At 63.3% G+C, this 16,722-nt stretch carries 15 protein-coding genes; 13 read left to right on the top strand and 2 right to left on the bottom strand.

The window, feature by feature from the left end:
* The first annotated feature begins 58 nt into the window (after positions 1-58).
* The 4 genes from D5687_RS06980 (at position 59) to D5687_RS06960 (ending at position 3,616) form a co-directional block, all read left to right on the top strand.
* Positions 59-904: a DUF692 domain-containing protein gene (locus D5687_RS06980; RefSeq protein ID WP_125199055.1), complete on the top strand. Its 846-nt coding sequence runs from the start codon at positions 59-61 to the stop codon at positions 902-904.
* Positions 904-1,665 (top strand): DUF2063 domain-containing protein, encoded by a 762-nt coding sequence (locus D5687_RS06975; protein WP_125199054.1) that lies wholly within the window; start codon positions 904-906, stop codon positions 1,663-1,665. Before D5687_RS06980 ends, D5687_RS06975 begins: the two co-directional genes overlap by 1 nt.
* A 46-nt stretch (positions 1,666-1,711) precedes the next feature.
* The gene (gene radC / locus D5687_RS06970) at positions 1,712-2,383 is read left to right on the top strand and encodes a DNA repair protein RadC (RefSeq protein ID WP_125199053.1); all 672 of its coding nucleotides are present in this window, start codon (positions 1,712-1,714) and stop codon (positions 2,381-2,383) included.
* 282 nt (positions 2,384-2,665) lie between these two features.
* Positions 2,666-3,616 carry a transposase gene (locus D5687_RS06960; protein ID WP_125199052.1) on the top strand — a complete coding sequence of 317 codons (951 nt, stop codon included), beginning with the start codon at positions 2,666-2,668 and terminating at the stop codon, positions 3,614-3,616.
* A gap of 34 nt (positions 3,617-3,650) precedes the next feature.
* Here the strand turns inward: D5687_RS06960 and dacB are convergent, their stop codons facing one another.
* A complete protein-coding gene (dacB, locus tag D5687_RS06955) occupies positions 3,651-5,135 on the bottom strand; it encodes a D-alanyl-D-alanine carboxypeptidase/D-alanyl-D-alanine-endopeptidase (protein ID WP_158611800.1) in 1,485 nt (494 codons plus the stop codon).
* A 309-nt stretch (positions 5,136-5,444) separates the two neighbouring features.
* Here dacB and prfB point away from each other — a divergent pair.
* The 5 genes from prfB (at position 5,445) to D5687_RS06930 (ending at position 11,880) form a co-directional block, all read left to right on the top strand.
* A protein-coding gene (gene prfB, locus D5687_RS06950) for a peptide chain release factor 2 (protein ID WP_125199050.1) occupies positions 5,445-6,543 on the top strand; the annotation gives its coding sequence in 2 pieces (ribosomal slippage) (positions 5,445-5,519 and positions 5,521-6,543; 1,098 coding nt in all).
* 318 nt (positions 6,544-6,861) lie between these two features.
* On the top strand, positions 6,862-8,358 hold the full coding sequence (gene lysS / locus D5687_RS06945) for a lysine--tRNA ligase (protein WP_125199049.1): 1,497 nt from the start codon (positions 6,862-6,864) through the stop codon (positions 8,356-8,358).
* A gap of 280 nt (positions 8,359-8,638) precedes the next feature.
* On the top strand, positions 8,639-9,274 hold the full coding sequence (locus D5687_RS06940; protein WP_125199048.1) for a hypothetical protein: 636 nt from the start codon (positions 8,639-8,641) through the stop codon (positions 9,272-9,274).
* A 724-nt stretch (positions 9,275-9,998) separates the two neighbouring features.
* Positions 9,999-11,345 (top strand): DedA family protein, encoded by a 1,347-nt coding sequence (locus tag D5687_RS06935; protein ID WP_158611799.1) that lies wholly within the window; start codon positions 9,999-10,001, stop codon positions 11,343-11,345.
* A 226-nt stretch (positions 11,346-11,571) separates the two neighbouring features.
* Positions 11,572-11,880, top strand: a complete 309-nt coding sequence (locus D5687_RS06930; RefSeq protein ID WP_125199046.1) for a hypothetical protein — start codon at positions 11,572-11,574, stop codon at positions 11,878-11,880.
* Between the two features lie 317 nt (positions 11,881-12,197).
* Here D5687_RS06930 and D5687_RS06925 read toward each other — a convergent pair whose 3' ends face one another.
* On the bottom strand, positions 12,198-13,085 hold the full coding sequence (locus D5687_RS06925; protein WP_125199045.1) for a cache domain-containing protein: 888 nt from the start codon (positions 13,083-13,085) through the stop codon (positions 12,198-12,200).
* Positions 13,086-13,358: 273 nt separating this feature from the next.
* On the opposite strand from D5687_RS06925, the gene D5687_RS06920 reads away from it, so the two are divergent.
* The 4 genes from D5687_RS06920 (at position 13,359) to D5687_RS06905 (ending at position 16,610) form a co-directional block, all read left to right on the top strand.
* Complete coding sequence (locus D5687_RS06920; protein ID WP_158611798.1) at positions 13,359-14,033, top strand: hypothetical protein; 675 nt, start codon at positions 13,359-13,361, stop codon at positions 14,031-14,033.
* A 76-nt stretch (positions 14,034-14,109) separates the two neighbouring features.
* Complete coding sequence (locus D5687_RS06915; RefSeq protein ID WP_125199043.1) at positions 14,110-14,883, top strand: nuclease-related domain-containing protein; 774 nt, start codon at positions 14,110-14,112, stop codon at positions 14,881-14,883.
* A 213-nt stretch (positions 14,884-15,096) separates the two neighbouring features.
* A complete protein-coding gene (locus D5687_RS06910) occupies positions 15,097-15,396 on the top strand; it encodes a hypothetical protein (RefSeq protein ID WP_125199042.1) in 300 nt (99 codons plus the stop codon).
* Positions 15,393-16,610, top strand: coding sequence for a PqqD family protein (locus D5687_RS06905; RefSeq protein ID WP_158611797.1), 1,218 nt, complete (start codon positions 15,393-15,395; stop codon positions 16,608-16,610). The genes D5687_RS06910 and D5687_RS06905 overlap by 4 nt, the downstream gene beginning before the upstream one ends.
* The last annotated feature ends 112 nt before the right edge of the window (positions 16,611-16,722 follow it).

Here is a 16,722-nt window from a genome sequence, read left to right as displayed (position 1 = left end):
AACAATCCCGGCCGGCGGCTCCCCGCCGTCGGCCATCCAGCGCTCCGGGAGGCCTGCCATGAGCCCCCAATCCGCCAGCCAGCACGTCCCCGTCGGCATCGGCCTGCGCCGCGGTCCACTCATGCGCGAGATCGAGGAGCAGCGGCCGAACGTGGATTTCCTCGAAGTCGCGCCCGAGAACTGGTTGCGCTTCGGCGGACCGGTCAAGGAGCGCTTCCAGGCCCTGCTCGAGGACTACCCGCTCTACACGCACGGCCTGTCGCTCTCGATTGGCGGCCCGGCGCCGCTGGACATGGGCTTCGTCGATGACGTCGGCGCGTTTCTCGACGAGTACCGCCCCGAGCTCTACAGCGAGCACCTGTCGTTCTGCTCGGACAACGCGCATCTCTACGACCTGATGCCGATCCCCTTCACCAAGGAGGCGATCGACCACGTCGTCGCGCGCATCGACACCGTCCAGCAGCGCCTCGGTCGCCGACTGGTGCTGGAGAACGTCTCCTACTACTCGCCGGTGGAATCCACCATGGACGAGCAGACGTTCATCCTGGCAATCCTCGAGCGCTCGGGCTGCGACCTGTTGCTCGACGTCAACAACGTGTTCGTCAACAGCGTCAACCACGGCTACGACCCCTATGCCTTCATCGACGCCATGCCGGCCGAGCGCGTGCGCTACCTGCACGTCGCCGGGCACCACCAGGTCGAGGGCGACCTGATCATCGACAGCCACGGCGCGCCGGTCAGCGCACCGGTGTGGGACCTGCTTGAGCACACCTACCGCCACGTCGGCCCGGTGCCGACGCTGCTGGAGCGCGACTTCGACATCCCGCCGCTCGACGAGCTGATGGGCGAGGTCGCGCAGATCCGTCGGGCCGGCGAGCGGGCGCTGGGCAGCAAGGCCGCCTGATGGGATCGAGTTTCAAGGAAACCCAGGAGGCGTTCACGCGCTACGTGCGTGATCCTGAAACCAACCCGCCACCGCCGGGAAGCAGGCCCGAGCGGATGGCCTGGTACTCCAAGCTGTTCTTCAACAACATCGACGGCACGCTGGAAAACGCCTTCCCGGCGCTGCGAGCGAGCCTCGATGATGCAGGTTGGCGGGGACTGACCCGGCCATTCTTCCGCGACCATCGTGCCCATTCGCCGATCCTGCGCGACCTGCCGGCCGAGTTCGCCGAGTTCCTGCAAGAAAAGCCTGAGCTGGCCGACTGGCAGCGCGAACTGGCCGCCTACGAGCTGGCGCGTTTCGAGCTGATGGCCGAGGACGCCGACTCCGCACCCGACGATCTCGATCAGGCAGGCGACCTGCTCGCCGGCCGGCCGGTGGTCTCCTCGCTGGCCCGCCTGATGGTGACCGCCTACCCGGTCGACCGGATCGCCGCAGCCCTCGAGGCCGGCGAGGGGCCCGAGATCCCGCCGGCGGGTATGCACCATCTGGCCCTGCACCGCGACGAGCACGGCGCGCCGTTTGCGCTCAATCTCACGCCGGGCAGCGCCCAGCTGCTGCTCGCGCTCACCGAGGCCGAGGAGCAGACCGGCCGCGAGATCATTGCGCAGCTGGCCGAGGCCTTCGGCCGCCCGGTCGACGAACTGCTCGGATTTGCCGGCGAGCAGTTGGAACAGTGGCGCGCAGAAGGGCTCCTGCTGGGGGCGCGTCCGCCGAACTGACCGGACACCATTCATCTGTCATGACGATTCCAGGGAGGGAATCACCATGCCCATCACCGACTGGCCGACCACCGAGCGGCCCCGCGAACGCCTGCTGGCCCGAGGGCCGGCCAGCCTCTCCGACGCCGAACTGCTGGCGATCTTCCTGCGCACCGGCGTGGCCGGCCGTTCGGCGGTCGATCTGGCCCGCGACCTGTTGTCGCACTTCGGCTCGATCAGCTCGCTGCTCAGTGCCTCGCGGCAGGATTTCGGCCGCGCCCGCGGACTGGGCGACGCGAAGTTTTGCCAGTTGCAGGCGGTGCTCGAACTGGCGCGCCGTCACTTCGCCGAAGAGCTGCGCGTCGGGCCGGATATCGCCAGTCCACAGGCGGTGTTCCGCTTCCTGCAGGCCGAGCTCGACGGCGAAACGCAGGAAGTCTTCGGCGTGCTCTATCTCGACAACCGCCACCGGGTGCTCGCCTTCGAGCGATTGTTCTTCGGCACCATCGACCAGGCGGCCGTCCACCCGCGCGAGGTGGTCCGCGCCGTGATGCGCCACAACGCCGCGGCCGTGATCCTCGCCCACAACCACCCCTCCGGCGTCGCCGAACCCAGCAGCGCCGACCGGCGCATCACCGAACGGCTTCGCGATGCGCTCAATCTCATCGACGTGCGCCTGCTCGATCACGTGGTGGTGGGACGCCCCTGCATCTCGATGGCCGAACGAGGCCTACTGTAGGAGCGGCTTTAGCCGCGAAATGCCAAGGCGGCACCCGATCCCATCGCGCCTGAAGGCGCTTGTATGTTTACCCCGGCAAGTCAAAAACTGGGCTTGTCGGGGTGGAGGGACAGAAGACGCTTCTGGCTCAAATGAAAGAGCACAGACGGTAGGAGACCTCGTCCCACCCCTCACCTTCAAGCGCCGATAAGGAATCCATCGGCTCGAGACCGACGATATTTGGCAAGCCAGCGCTCGGTGAGACCCCGACAAGCCCTTCCAAGTTAGCTCGGAGGTCCTGTCATGGCAATGCCAGTTCAACGCCCCCATGTCGGCATCGACGTCGGCAAGTTTCGTCTCGACATCGCCACCGATGACGGTGGGCACCAGTCCATCGAGAACACGCCCAAGGCCATTGGCGAATGGCTCGATTCGCTGGGCGAGTCAGTCCGAATCGCCCTTGAAGCCACCAGCAACTACCATCTCGAAATCGCTCTCGAGGCGCATCGACGTGGGCATGAGATCTTTCTGATCAACGGCTACCGGCTCAACCGGTATCGCGACAGCATTGGCACACGAGCCAAGACGGATGCCGGTGATGCCCGCCTGTTGCTGCGCTATCTGTCTCGGGAGATTGATGAGCTGCGCCCGTGGAGCCCGCCGGGCAAAGCCTACCGGCAACTCCAAACACTGCTCCGGCGACGAGCCACGCTGGTACAGGTCCGAGTCGCCCTCCAGCAGAGCCTTGCGGGTATTCCAACCCTCAAAGCGAGCCTCCATCGGATCGTCGCCCAGCTCAAGCAGACGGATCAGTTGATCCAGAAGCACATCCGCCAATGCCTCAAGGAGGCCGGCTGGGAGGCTGATGCCAAACGCTGCCAGGCGATCGAAGGCGTGGGTCCCGTTACCGCAGCGAGTCTGACGACGTTGTTCCATCGAGGAAGCTTTCGCAACAGCGATGCCTTCATCGCCTTTCTTGGGCTCGATGTGCGGGTTCGGGATTCGGGGATCAAGTCCGGCAAACGCCGGTTGACCCGCCAAGGAGATCCCGAGGCACGCCGACTGCTTTATCTTGCCGCCATGCAGGCAAAACGACAGCCGGCGTGGGAGGACTTCTACCAGCGACACGTCGCAAGAGGATTAGCACCCACCCAAGCGTTGGTCGCCCTTGCGAGAAAACTGGCTCGGGTCGCTTTCAGTTTGATGCAGAAACAGACTGACTACGTGCCGAGAATCCCTTGTGGGGAGACATAGAATCTCCTACGGTCGGCTCAGGCCCCAGCGGCGTTCAACCGTTCTCGTACAACCACGTCAGCAACGCGTCCTGCACGCGGGTACCGCCGCCGTACTGCACGCCCTGTTCGTTGTGCAGCATGACCACCACGTAGCGTCGCCCCGATTTCGCCAGCAGGTAGCCCGCGCCGGCGCGCACGTCGCGCAGGGTGCCGGTCTTGATATGGGCGTGACCACGGATCGAGCCGCTGGTCAGCCGCTTTCGCATGGTGCCGTCGATCCCGGCGATCGGCAGGGTGGCCATCACCTCGGCCATGTACGGGCTTTTCCACACCGACAGCAGCATGTTGCCGAGCTGGCGCGGCGACAGCCGCGAGATACGCGACAGCCCCGAGCCGTTCTCGACCACGGCGCCCTCCCAGTTGAAGTCACGATCGGCAGCCCAACGCTCGATCACCCGGGCGGCCTTGAGTTCGGTCGCCGGTGTGCCCTCGAGTTCGGCGCCCAAGGTGAGCATGATCTGGCGCGCCATGATGTTGTTCGACCACTTGTTCATCAGCCAGAGGTAGTTCGATAGCGGGCGCGATTCGTGGGTGATCAGGCGCTTGGAGCCGGCCTGCACCAGTCCCTGGCGCCAGTGGCCCGTGATCGTGCCGCCGGCGGATTCGAACAGCCGTTTGAAGGCGTGGAAGAAGGCGTCGTGCGGGTCGCCGGCGACGCGGTAGTACAGATGCGGCGCGCACTGGCGCGAGACCGTACCGCGCACCTGAATCTCCGCCCCCGGGTCGGTGGGATTGCGAATGTCGATCACCGGCTGGTTCGTGCTGCTCCGGCAGGGTTGATCGACCAGGTTGAGGCTGTTCTGCAGCGCCATGCGCGGGTTGGGCGGCCAAGTGGTCACCGCCGACTCGCCCTCGCCGTGGGGCGTGATGCTGATGCGCACGGCGCGATTGTCGAGCAGCAGCGCGTTGGGCAGGGCGTTGTAGACCCGGTCCGGTCGGTTGTCGAAATCGCCCGGGTCGGCGGCGATCGGCGCGAAATACGAGTCGTCGAGCACCACGTCACCGCGGATCTCCTTCACGCCCAGCTCGCGCAGACGGCGCACGGCGTCCCACAGGTCCTCGCTGCGGAACCACGGGTCGCCGTAGCCCTTGATGTAGAGATCGCCCGCGATCACGCCGTTGACCGGCACCGAATCGGCCAGGAACTCGGTCTTCCACTGAAACGTCGGCCCCAGCACGTCTAGCGAGGCGACCGTGGTCACCAGCTTCATGACCGAGGCGGGATTGAACAGTCGATCGCCCTGGTGGTTGATCAATGGCGTGTCGCTGTCGACCGCCTGCACCCACAGCCCGAGTTGATTGGCATCGAGCTTCTGTGCCGCGAGCGCCGAGTTCACCGTGGCCGGCAGCGCGTCGTTCGCCGCCGGGGCTGCCAACGGCAGGGCGAGCAGGCAGGCCAGGCCCAGGGTCTGAAGCCAGCCGGTTTTCCGGCTGGATGAGCGGGTGGTGCGCGTGTGATTGGGTAGCATCGGTTCCATGGGGTATAGGTCGTCCATTGGGTCGGGAAGTTGGGCCGGGCCGAAAATCGGTGCTCCGGGCCGGGTATATCGGTCGTAACGTGTTCAAGGCTCGCGCGGGCCCACCCGCGAATCAGCTTCATCATGCCATAGGGGAAAGGCCTGAGAATATGGGGATGTCGCTCCCTCGTTTTCCCGTCGCCATGCGCTTTGAGGTAACCGTGGGCATTCAGTAAACTACCGCACTTCCTGTCGAATCCGGGCCTCGCTCGGATTCGATCAGATGACGCTTGCTTCAAATCTCATCGACTACCAGCGAAACCGCATTCCATGGCCGAAATCAATCCGATCGTGAACCGAATCGACAACCTCATCGAGCGCTCCGAGTCGCTCCGGGGGTACCTTTGACTACGATCAGAAGAAAGAACGTCTAGAAGAGGTCGACCGCGAGCTGGAAGTTCCCGACGTCTGGAATGATCCGGATCGCGCCCAGGCGCTCAACAAGGAGCGCGCCTCGCTGGTGCGCATCGTCGACACGCTCTCAGAGATGCGCGACGGCCTGACCGACGCCCGCGAGATCCTCGAGATGGCCGGCGAGGAAGACGACGAGGACACCATTGCCTCGGTCGAATCCGACGTCGCCACCTTCGAGGGTCAGATCGAGGACCTCGAGTTCCGCCGCATGTTCTCCGGCGAGATGGACGAGTCCAACGCCTTCATGGACATCCAGGCCGGCGCCGGCGGCACCGAGGCGCAGGACTGGGCCTCCATCCTGCTGCGCATGTACCTGCGCTGGGGCGAGAAGCACGGCTTCAAGACCGAGATCACCGAGATCTCCGATGGCGAAGTCGCCGGCATCAAGTCGGCCACCATCCGCTTCGAGGGCGAGTTCGCCTTCGGTTGGCTGCGCTCCGAGACCGGCGTGCACCGCCTCGTCCGCAAATCGCCCTTTGACTCTGACAACCGTCGTCACACCTCGTTCGCCTCGGTGTTTGTTTCCCCCGAGATCGACGACAACATCGAGATCGAGGTCAACCCGGCCGACATCCGCGTCGACGTCTACCGCGCCTCCGGGGCCGGCGGTCAGCACGTCAACCGGACCGAGTCCGCGGTGCGTTTCACGCACATCCCCACCGGCGTGGTGGTCGCCTGCCAGTCCGAGCGCTCGCAGATCCAGAACCGCGACCGGGCGATGAAGCAGCTCAAGGCCAAGCTCTACGAGCTGGAGATGCAAAAGCGCCGCGCCGAGGCCCAGGCGGTGGAAGACACCAAGGCCGACGTCGGCTGGGGCAGCCAGATCCGCTCCTACGTGCTCGACCAGAGCCGCATCAAGGACCTGCGCACCAGCCACGAGACCGGCAACACCCAGGCCGTGCTCGACGGCGACCTCGACCCGTTCATCGAGGCCAGCCTCAAGAGCGGCCTGTAAAGCGTACAACTCGCGCCGTAGGAGCGGCTTCAGCCGCGAAACGCAAACGAGACCCCACCGTGGGAGGCGAGCCCCGCTCGCGAAGGCCGCCATAGCGGCCGCCCCCGTTTGAGGAGTGTGCAAATCTCAATTGGGGATTCGCGCCACCGGCGCGATGCGCTTGCAAGGCAAGCTCCCACAGTGAAACAACCGTAGGAGCGGCTTTAGCCGCGAAACGCAAACCGCAGCCCGATGACATCGCGCCTGAAGGCGCTCCTACAAGTGACTGAACAGACACGCCGGTAACCCGGCCCAACCCCACCACCAAGAGCCGAAACCATGGCCGAGCAAAAGCCCGCACTCGACGAGAACCAACTGATTGCCGAGCGCCGCGAGAAGCTGAAAAAGCTGCGCGAGACCGGCAACCCGTTCCCCAACGACTTCGACCGCGAGCACATGGCAGGCGAACTGCAGGCCGAGTACGGCGAGCACGACAAACCGTGGTTCGAGGAAAACACCGTGCGCGTTGCGGTCGCCGGTCGCGTCATGGCCAAGCGGGTGATGGGCAAGGCGAGCTTCCTCTCCATCCTCGACCAGTCCGGCCGCATCCAGTTCTACGTCTCCCGCGACGACGTCGGCGCGGACGTCTACCAGGACTTCAAGACCTGGGACATCGGCGACATCGTCGGCGGCGAGGGCGTGCTCTTCAAGACCAACAAGGGCGAGCTCTCCGTGCGGGTCGATTCCATCCGCATGCTCACCAAGAGCCTGCGCCCGCTGCCGGATAAGTTCCACGGCCTGTCGGACACCGAGTCGCGCTATCGCCAGCGCTACCTCGATCTGGTGATGAACGAGTCGGCGCGCAAGACCTTCCGCCTGCGCAGTCGCGTGATCCAGTTCATCCGCGACTACCTCAATGACCGTGGCTACCTGGAAGTCGAAACGCCGATGATGCACGTCATCCCCGGCGGGGCGGCGGCCAAGCCGTTCATGACCCACCACAATGCGCTCGACATGCCGCTGTACCTGCGCATCGCGCCGGAGCTGTTCCTCAAGCGCCTGGTGGTCGGCGGCTTCGAGCGGGTCTACGAGATCAACCGAAACTTCCGTAACGAGGGGCTCTCCACGCGGCACAACCCCGAGTTCACGATGATCGAGTTCTACCAGGCCTACGCCGACTACCTGGATCTGATGAACCTCACCGAGGACCTGCTGCGCCAGTGCACCCAGGAGGTCCACGGCGGCACCACCATCGAGTATCAGGGCAGCACCTTCGAGTTCGGCAAGCCCTTCGAGCGCCTGACCGTCCGCGAGGCGATCCTGCGCCACAACCCGGACCTCACGGAAGCGGACATCGACGACGAACAAAAGGCCCGTGCCGTCGCCGAAAAACTCGGCATTCCGCTCAAGGAGTCTTACGGCCTGGGCAAGGTGCAGATCGAGATCTTCGAGAAGACCGCCGAGCACAAGCTGCACGACCCGACCTTCATCACCGAGTACCCGGCCGAGGTCTCACCGCTGGCCCGCCGCAAGGACGACGACCCGTTCGTTACCGAGCGGTTCGAGTTCTTCGTCGGTGGCCGCGAGATCGCCAACGGCTTCTCCGAGTTGAACGACGCCGAGGACCAGGCCGAGCGCTTCGCGCAGCAGGTCAACGACAAGGAAGCCGGCGACGAGGAGGCCATGCATTTCGACGCCGACTACATCCGCGCGCTGGAGCATGGCATGCCGCCGACAGCGGGGGAGGGCATCGGCATCGATCGGTTGATCATGCTGCTGACTGACTCGGCGTCGATTCGGGATGTGTTGCTGTTTCCGCATATGCGGCCGGAGTGACAGGTCCGGATTGGCGGCGGTGCCGTCGGTTAAACGCTGGGCGGCGTGCCCATGTGCAGCAAACTAACGCCTCAGGAAAATGTAGCCAGATTTTCCGCAGCGGGTAGACGCGGGTGATCTAACGCTATTGGGTAACTCACCTCCCTCTTCAAGAAAGTGATGCCCCATGGGCTGAATCGCAGGTGAGTCAGGCGGGGCGATCCCTGTGTAAAGCGAAGGACTTACAAACAGACTCGTCAACCACCGCAACAAAACATAAGAAGCTGGAAGGGAAGCAAATATGGAGCTACTCGGAATCGCCCTGCTCGCCATCCTTGGTGTGTGGGGTTACCAAAAGTGGCACAAGAGCTCTGAGGCGTCTTCAGGAGGTTCCACCGGTTCAGGATTTAGGCTTCCGGAACTTCCGCCGGCCGACTTTGAGGAGGTCGCGAAAGAGTCAGGGTGGTTCGTCGAACCGCTCCCTCCGTGGCTCGTGGAAGAAGGGGAAAAGCTTTTAAAGGCTGCTAGCAGAGGGATGGCAATACCGAAAACCGCCTTAAGAGACATCGGTGAACAGGCCAGCAAAGAAGAAAAGCGCGCTCTTGGTGTGCGATCGAACGCCAAAATGGCGAAGCCTTATATGGAAGCCCTTAGCGAGAAAGGTCGAAAAGAACAGCCTCTAAACGCAGGATTTCTTGTTTTGCTTCGTTGTTCTTCTCGCCAATCTCGGAAAGATTCTGTTCGACGCGCCATGGACCTTGAAGGCCAGCATGCGTTGGTAGCAATATCATCGAGCAGAGACGAGCGTGACTGTAACGCCATCAAGCAATACGAGGGCAAACTATACAAGTTGGATGATCTTCCGGTGTTACCACTCGAAAGTTGTGACTCTGTTCATTGTAGGTGCGTTTACCAGCCTCGCCCCCAAATCCCGTAATAGCACCATGCTGCCACTGCCGCGTAGTGAACTAATGAGAAAGTCCACCGATTAAAAGGCGGTGGGTTCCTGCAACTCGAAAGAGGGGGGGCGCAAAAAAAGCGGTCAGAACCCTTTAACTTTGAATGTGGTTTCGCACGCTCTTTTGTGGCGCAGCTACTTCACCGTTCCGACCCCGGCGCGCGAGGCACTTTCTCTTGCTTGCCCAAGAGAAAGTACCCAAAGAGAAGGGCACCCCTCGCCTTGGCCCTGCGGGCTTTCCTCCCGTCCGGGGTGCCGCGGACGGGTCGGTTCGACGCGACGTCGTGTCGCGGCGAACCTCAGCGCCACGTCCTTGTGGCGCTGACCCTGCGGCACCCCGGCCGCTCGGCAAGGGCGAAGGGGACTTCCCCCGCCCGATGATTAGGTGCCGGTATCCATTTCTTCTTGCTCGCCCGTTGATTCGTTAGGTAGCGCTTCAACGGATTCCTTCGGCTTTCTCGCGACCGGCTTGGGTGGCTTTGGCTGCCATGCGCGACGTGAAAAAGGGGTCAGAACCCTTTAGCGAATCTGAGGGAGAGGGCGTCAGAACCCTTTGACGGGCAACCGCGACGAATCGCATGCCGAGGCGCTTCAGTCTTCTGGCGGGACGATATCGAATCGTGCTGAGTTTCCTTAGCTATACTTTTCCGCTCCCTCCCAACCACGCACGGGTGATCTCATCGACAGGTTTCTCCAGTCTGCTTTGGAGCTCTCGCCCCTGACGATCTATCTCGTACTCGGGGTGCTTTGCTGGGCGGAAGCCGCGTTCTTTCTCGGCTTCTTCACGCCCGGTGAGGTGGCCGTGGTAATTGGCGGCATCCTCGCCTCCCGTGGTCAAGTCGAGATGGGACCCGTGCTTGGTGTCGTGCTGTCGGCCACGCTGCTGGGTAATGCGACGGGTTTTTATCTCGGTCGTCGCTGGGGCGACAGAATGTTGCACTGGGCACCACTGGAGCGTTACTTCGGCCCCTCGATCCAGCGAGTTCAGGGTTTCATGCATCGACGAGGGGAATGGGCGATCGTGCTGGGACGGGTGTCCACTCCCACCCGGATCATCGTGCCTTTTCTCGCTGGTGCGTCGGAGATGCCCTACCGTCGTTTCCTGCTGTTCGATGTGCCGGCAAGCATCATTTGGGCAGTCACGTTTATCACGCTTGGTGTCGTGCTCGGTGCGTCCTGGGACGTGCTGCAGGAAGTCACTGGAACCGCCGCTCTTCTGGTGCTGATCCTGTTCATCATGGCGCTGGTCATTCGTTGGGTGGCTGCCCGCATTGCGGCAAACCGACGCCGGGTGGAAGAGGTATTCCTCGTCGCACTGCGGGTTACGGGCTTCAGCGGAGTCGCCCAGGCACTCGCCCCTGGTCTTCACTGGCTGAGCCGCCGGTTCAACCCAAGTTTGGCCCAGGGGTTGAGCCTGACGCTCAGTTTCCTCGTGTTGTTGGTTGCCGCGGGCGCTATCGGCCTGGTGGTCAGCCAGACACGGGCGGTAGCCGGCCTGGCGCTGATCGACTTTCCGGTTCTCGAATGGATGGGGGACGTGAGAACGGACGAGGCTGTCGCGGTCGCGCGCGGCGGACTCCTGGCGTTTCATTGGCCTGGCATCCTGACGCTGGCTCTCCCGTTAATAGCGTTCGTGTGCTGGCGTGCCGGATGGGGAGCCGCGCTTCGAATCGGCGCCGGTGTCCTCTGCGCAGTCGGTGGCGCCTATTTTCTCGATCGCTTCGTGCTGGAAGGTGTCGTCCCCGACGCGGAGTTTCCTTCGGTGCCGGTCGCGGCCGCAGCAGCGCTTTTGATTCAAACGACGGCGTTCACTTTCAGAATGTCGAATTGGCGGTCCGCGGTGGCCTACGCCGGGATCGGAACCTTCGTGCTCTTTACCGTGGGGCTGGGCACCCTCGTGGCCGGCTGGGCCGCGCCCTCGGGAATCGTTTTGGGGCTGGCGCTGGGGATAGGCTGGGCCACGCTGGTGGAACTGCTCCTGGGCGTCCACGGTTCGCATCGGCCCCCTCCCGTTCCAGAACCGGACTCCCGGACTTCATCCGATGCGTAATGGCATTTGATTGCCTGATCATTACTGTCCGTTCGTGAAAGGGTGCTAACGGCTGGACGTCTCTGTGGCAACATCGCGTGCATGCGGGATGGGGCTGGATAAGCATCTGTTTCCCACTCGATCCGTGCTGTTTTCGGCACTTTCCCCGTCTTCCCCTGTCCGAAGAGTGCAACGGCCTCGTGACAAGAGGTCAGGATCACCATGAACCGTGACAAGGGGACTGAGTATGAGTGACCAGAAGTCCAACCCTATTGATCGTCGTCGCCGTCTGCTGATAACGCTGGGCGCTGGTGTTGCCGGTGCCTATGTCGCGCCGACGCTGGTCACTGTGGCGCGAGCGGAGCCGCCTCACCATGGTGGTCACGGCGGCCATCACGGTCACTCCGGGCCGAGCTACAGCCGGCCCAGCGGCCACCATCGCCATTACTCCGAACGCCGTTACTATCGCGACAAGCACCACTATCGTCGTCGCCACCACGATCATCACGACAGCGGCATGCATTTCAACATCCTCCTGCATCCCAGCCGTTGGTGATCACAAGGAACGCAAGCGATTTTCACCTGCCGGGAGTCGAGAAGGCGGCGCGGCTCTCAGAGGGCCTGGGATCGCACCGATTAGCGCGGGGTTGGACCTGGGCAAGTGTTGAACTTGTGGGGCTTCGGGCTGAAAACGCCGGGTAATGCGGCTGTAGGGCGTGGTTCTCGGCTCTGAAAGCGGTGACGTAATTTGCAGCACAAAATCGCGTAGGGACCGATCAACTGCATGCGCAGCGGCCGCGTCACGCGGCGGTTCTTCAACAGCGTCGGGTAAGGGTTTCCGTGAATGCCCGAAGCCCGGACTTCCGGCGCCCGTTACTGATACATGCCGGCCCCGACGATCAGGGTCTCATCACCCACGGCGATGCTTCGAACATAGGTGCTTTTCACGGCATTTACCTGTGGCTGAGTGGGCCGCGGCCAGTGATATGTCACCCAGCCATGGCCCTGCTCCTTGGCCAGCCTGATGTATTCACGCACCAGGTACTTGCCGGTACGGTCCTGCGTATCCCACAGGCTGCGGCCCTCGATGCCAGGAAAGGCGGGATTGACCAGCTCCACGCCGCTTTCGGCGGTGACGAATATGTAGGTGTCATGGAAGAAAAAGCGGCTGGTGGGGTCGCGCAAGGTTGGGAACGCGGCCTTTCCCTCCCGTTGCAGCAGGTCGGCCGCCGCCTCCACCTCTTCGACGAGGAAGGCCTTCTCCATGCCGCCCTGGTATACCCCGCTGCCGACCAGGTAGTCGTCTCCGGACGGTGAACGCGCGCGAACGATGTAGGTCGATTTCCAGGTCGGTTCCAGCTCATGGGGCCGGTTCCACTGGTAGTGCACCCACCCCTTGCCGTCACCCTCTCGGGCGGCATAGACGAACATCCGCCCGATCGGCTTGCCGCCGACGTCCTCCAGGTCGATCAGGTTCTGTTTTTCGTGTTCGGGGTCCGGTGGATAGACCTTCCGGTTGCCATCCAGGTCCCAGACGAAGAGGTAGCGCTCACCGCGATACCACCGACTTGCCGGCTCACGGAAGTCCGCGAAGACCGACTCGCCTTCCCGGCTGATCACCTCGGCCGCATTTTCGACGAGCGTGACCGTCTCGCGCGTGGTTTCCCTTTCGTAGGGTGGCAGGGAGGGGTCCTGGGCCGGCAGCAGGGGGGATACCAGAAGCCAGGGCAGCAAGAGCACGTATTTCGACCAGCTGTACACGATAGATCTTCGCCCGGGCTTTCTGGTTGGTTTGGAACAAGGATAGTCCGCTATGGCGTGGCTTTTTCCTGTTCGTCGGCTGGACGTTTACTCCTCCGTGAGGCCCCTCGAGCCGAGGTCGCATGTGACCGTCACGATCAGGTGTCCGCAGGTCGAGCCAGCCGTTCTGGCCTACGCTGGTATCTATCAGCACTCATCGGCAGCTACTGACCTTGTCGAGTGTCCCAACGTCAACGAGTTGATATGGCACGAAGTCCCCGGCGTGTTTTTCGGTTGTGCGCTTCGATTGCCCTCGCGGGCGGGGCGGGCTTGATGCTGGGTGCGTGCACCACGACCATCGTTCCTCCCGCGTCGGTGGATCGGCCGCAATCGGTTTTCGTTCTGGACCACGGACGTCATTCCAGCCTGGTGCTCCCGCACCCGGAAGGCTTTGTCCGCTACGCCTATGGTGACTGGGGTTGGTATGCCGAGGTCGACACCGGAACGATCGAGGCGAGCCGGGCCGTGCTGTTACCGACCCGTGCGGGCCTCGGGCAGAGCCTGACGGAGGCACCGCCAACGCGTGAGGGCGTGCGCGGGGGGCTGCGTGTCGGCATCCAGGAGATTCACGAGATACCCGTCGAGACCGAGCGGGTGGCCACCTTGCGTTCATCGCTCGAAGGCCTCCACCGGGACAACGAGGACAGCCTGAAGTACAACGCCGTCTACGATCTCGCTTTCGTCGAGCATCCGGAGGCCTATGCGTTCTGGAACAACTCCAACCACAAGGTCGCCGAATGGCTCCGGCAGTTGGGGTGCGGTATCGAGGGCAGCGCCTTCTGGGCCAGTTGGCAGGTGAAGCGAAGGGATTCAGCCGCGGCCGGAGTAGGCGTTAAATCGAAAAGGGATCAGAATCCTTTCTTCTCCGATCGGGGAAGTGCGACCTGGCTAGTGGAAGATGACATTTGATCGCAGGCTGCATTGGATTTGAAGGCCTGGTTGGAACGTTTAATCGGGACATGGAATTTTCCGGAGAACTTGCGTAATGGACTACCTCTCAGCGCTCGGCAATGCGCTCAGCACGATCTGGTGGCTGATCCCGCTTATCATCATTGCCGGGATTCTCAAGACGCCATGGTTCAAGGGCATAGTGGGCGAGTTCTGGGTGAAGGTCGTCGCCCTGTTTCGCCTGCCGTCGGGCACGTATCACGCGCTGCATAACGTGACGGTGCGCACGCCGGACGGCACCACGCAGATTGATCACGTCTTCGTCTCCTTGTTCGGGCTATTCGTGGTCGAGACCAAGCACATGCGGGGATGGATCTTTGGTGATGAGCGGCAACCGAAATGGACCCAGAAGATCTACCGCAAGACCGTCTCGTTCCAGAATCCGCTCCGACAGAACTACAAGCACGTTAAGGCGCTAGAGGCGTTGCTCGATTTGCCCGCGGACACAATTCATTCGGTGGTGGTCTTCACCGGTGACTGCCGCTTCAAGACCCCGATGCCGGCCAATGTCACCCGTATTGGCGGTTACGTGCGTTACATCCGCTCGTTCGAGACACCCGTTCTGAATGCAGCGCAGGTGCGCGAAACGATCGCCGCGATCGAGTCTGGTCGACTGGTGCCGACGCGCGCGACGCATCGCCAGCGTGTTGCCCACTTGAAGGCGCGCTCCGATCCGAATGCCATGAGGCACTGCCCCCAATGCGGCAGCGAAATGGTATTGCGAACGGCCAAGCGTGGCGCCAATGTCGGCAAGCGCTTCTGGGGCTGTTCGACCTTTCCCATCTGTCGGGTAAGGCAGGATGTCGACTGAGCAAAGCCCCGCCTCTGCGGACAACTGGCGCCCGCCAAGGCGAAGCGGATCGGCCAGTCGGTTGATCCGTCGCCGGTTGTTCACCCTCTCTCCTTGATCGCTTCCAACTCGGCACTTTTGGCGCCCATTCCTGTCAGAACTGGAAGATCGCGACTTTGGCTGTGCGCCCGGGTCGCGAGGATTCTTCCACCTGACTCATACGGGGATTGGTCAATGAGTGATCACCAGTCTGATGAAATCTATCGCCGCCGTCGTCGCCTGCTTATCACCTTGGGCGCGGGCCTAGCCGGGGCGTATGTGGCCCCGACATTGGTGAACGTCGCGGGGGCGCACCCGGGTCCGCATGGACATGGTAGGGGCAGCTATTCCCGTCCGAGCTACAGCCGCCCCAGCGGCGGTCATCACCATCACCATTACTCCGAGCGTCGCTACTACCGGGACGATCGGCGGCATCACCACCACCGTGACTCGGAGCTGCAACTGAACATCCTGCTGCATCCCAGCCGCTGGTGACCGCTGGAGGAATAACCACCGAAGCCAGAGACCTCGTCCTGCCGGGCATCGGGCCGGCGGTGCGTGTCTCGGGTTGCCCGGAGTTCTCGGCCGTGCTCAAGGCGGCCCTGGCGGGCTGGTCGATCACCGAGGTGGCGGCTGACGGGCCGGTGCCGACGATCCGGCTGGAGGGCCGGAACGGGGAGTGCCGGCAGGTGTCGCCTGCCTTTCCCGGTGGTGTGTCTCACCGTTCGCCGGTCTCAGCCGCGTGCGCCGTGGCCGCCGATTTGGTCGAACGCTTTCTTGAACTGAACCCCCAGTGGATCGGCCTGCATTGTGCCTCGGTCGAGGTGAATGGCCGGCTGGTGTTGTTTCCGGAAACCCACCGGGCGGGCAAGAGCACCCTGATGGCGGCGCTGGCCGGTGGCGGGCAGCGGGTGTTCGGTGACGACGTGCTCGCGCTGGGTGAGGACGGGCAGGGCATGGCGTTGGGCATTGCCCCCCGGTTGCGCTTGCCGCTGCCGCTACCCCCCGCACTGGACGTGGCCCTGCACCAATACACGACCACCCATGCCGGACCCGAGGATGATCGGTACCGTTACCTCGATCTGCCAGACGGGCAACTGGCGCATCACGGCGAGACCCTGCCGCTCGGCGCGGTGGTGCTGCTGGAACGTGACGAGAGCCTGGACAAGGCGGAGCTCCTGCGGCTCGCACCGGGCGAGGGGCTGACCCGGCTGCTGCGCCAGCATTTCGCCCACGATCTGCCCAGCGAGGCGCTGATGGCGCGCTTTCTGCCCCTGATGCAATCGCTGCCGTGCCGGCTGCTGCGCTACCCCGAACCATTGGCGGCAACACGACGCCTGCTTGCGTCGATGCCGGGCGTTATCGACGGGATGGATGCCGGCCCCAGTGCACCGCGCAATGCACCTGTCGCCCAACCGGCGCGCACCATGGTGGACGCCGATGATCGCTGGCAGGCGACCGAGGCCGTCCGTGAGTACGAACTGGACGAGGAACGCTTCCTGATTCACGTTGCCAGCGGGGCCATCTACCGGCTCAATGCCACGGGGCAATTGGTGTGGGGGTTGCTCCGGGCGGAAACGATCAGCGGCCGCGAGATCGCGCTTTTGCTGAGCGATATGCACCCGATGGTATCGGCGAGTCAGATTCGGGTGGACGTGCAGGCACTACTGACCGACCTGGTCGACGCGGATCTCGTCGTGCCGGAGTGACTTGGCAAGGCGTCCCCGCCTTGATCATGGCGGCCATCGCGGGTTTCCCGGATGGCCGCTTTTTTGTGCCTGGGTGGCTCCGATATGGAATCGGTGTGCCTCGCCCGTGGGG

It is taken from the genome of Guyparkeria sp. SCN-R1, assembly GCF_003932495.1.
Taxonomy (GTDB): domain Bacteria; phylum Pseudomonadota; class Gammaproteobacteria; order Halothiobacillales; family Halothiobacillaceae; genus Guyparkeria.
Note: the sequence above shows the minus strand (reverse complement) of the source record. Positions and strands in the feature narration are given on the sequence as shown.

Excerpts from the sequence above, each read along its gene's own strand:
- D5687_RS06940 (WP_125199048.1), top strand. The coding sequence starts at position 8,639 with ATGGAGCTACTCGGAATCGCCCTGCTCGCCATCCTTGGTGTGTGGGGT.
- D5687_RS06975 (WP_125199054.1), top strand. The coding sequence starts at position 904 with ATGGGATCGAGTTTCAAGGAAACCCAGGAGGCGTTCACGCGCTACGTG.
- dacB (WP_158611800.1), bottom strand. The coding sequence starts at position 5,135 with ATGGAACCGATGCTACCCAATCACACGCGCACCACCCGCTCATCCAGC.
- D5687_RS06960 (WP_125199052.1), top strand. The coding sequence starts at position 2,666 with ATGGCAATGCCAGTTCAACGCCCCCATGTCGGCATCGACGTCGGCAAG.
- lysS (WP_125199049.1), top strand. The coding sequence starts at position 6,862 with ATGGCCGAGCAAAAGCCCGCACTCGACGAGAACCAACTGATTGCCGAG.
- D5687_RS06915 (WP_125199043.1), top strand. The coding sequence starts at position 14,110 with ATGGACTACCTCTCAGCGCTCGGCAATGCGCTCAGCACGATCTGGTGG.
- D5687_RS06930 (WP_125199046.1), top strand. The coding sequence starts at position 11,572 with ATGAGTGACCAGAAGTCCAACCCTATTGATCGTCGTCGCCGTCTGCTG.
- D5687_RS06980 (WP_125199055.1), top strand. The coding sequence starts at position 59 with ATGAGCCCCCAATCCGCCAGCCAGCACGTCCCCGTCGGCATCGGCCTG.
- radC (WP_125199053.1), top strand. The coding sequence starts at position 1,712 with ATGCCCATCACCGACTGGCCGACCACCGAGCGGCCCCGCGAACGCCTG.
- D5687_RS06910 (WP_125199042.1), top strand. The coding sequence starts at position 15,097 with ATGAGTGATCACCAGTCTGATGAAATCTATCGCCGCCGTCGTCGCCTG.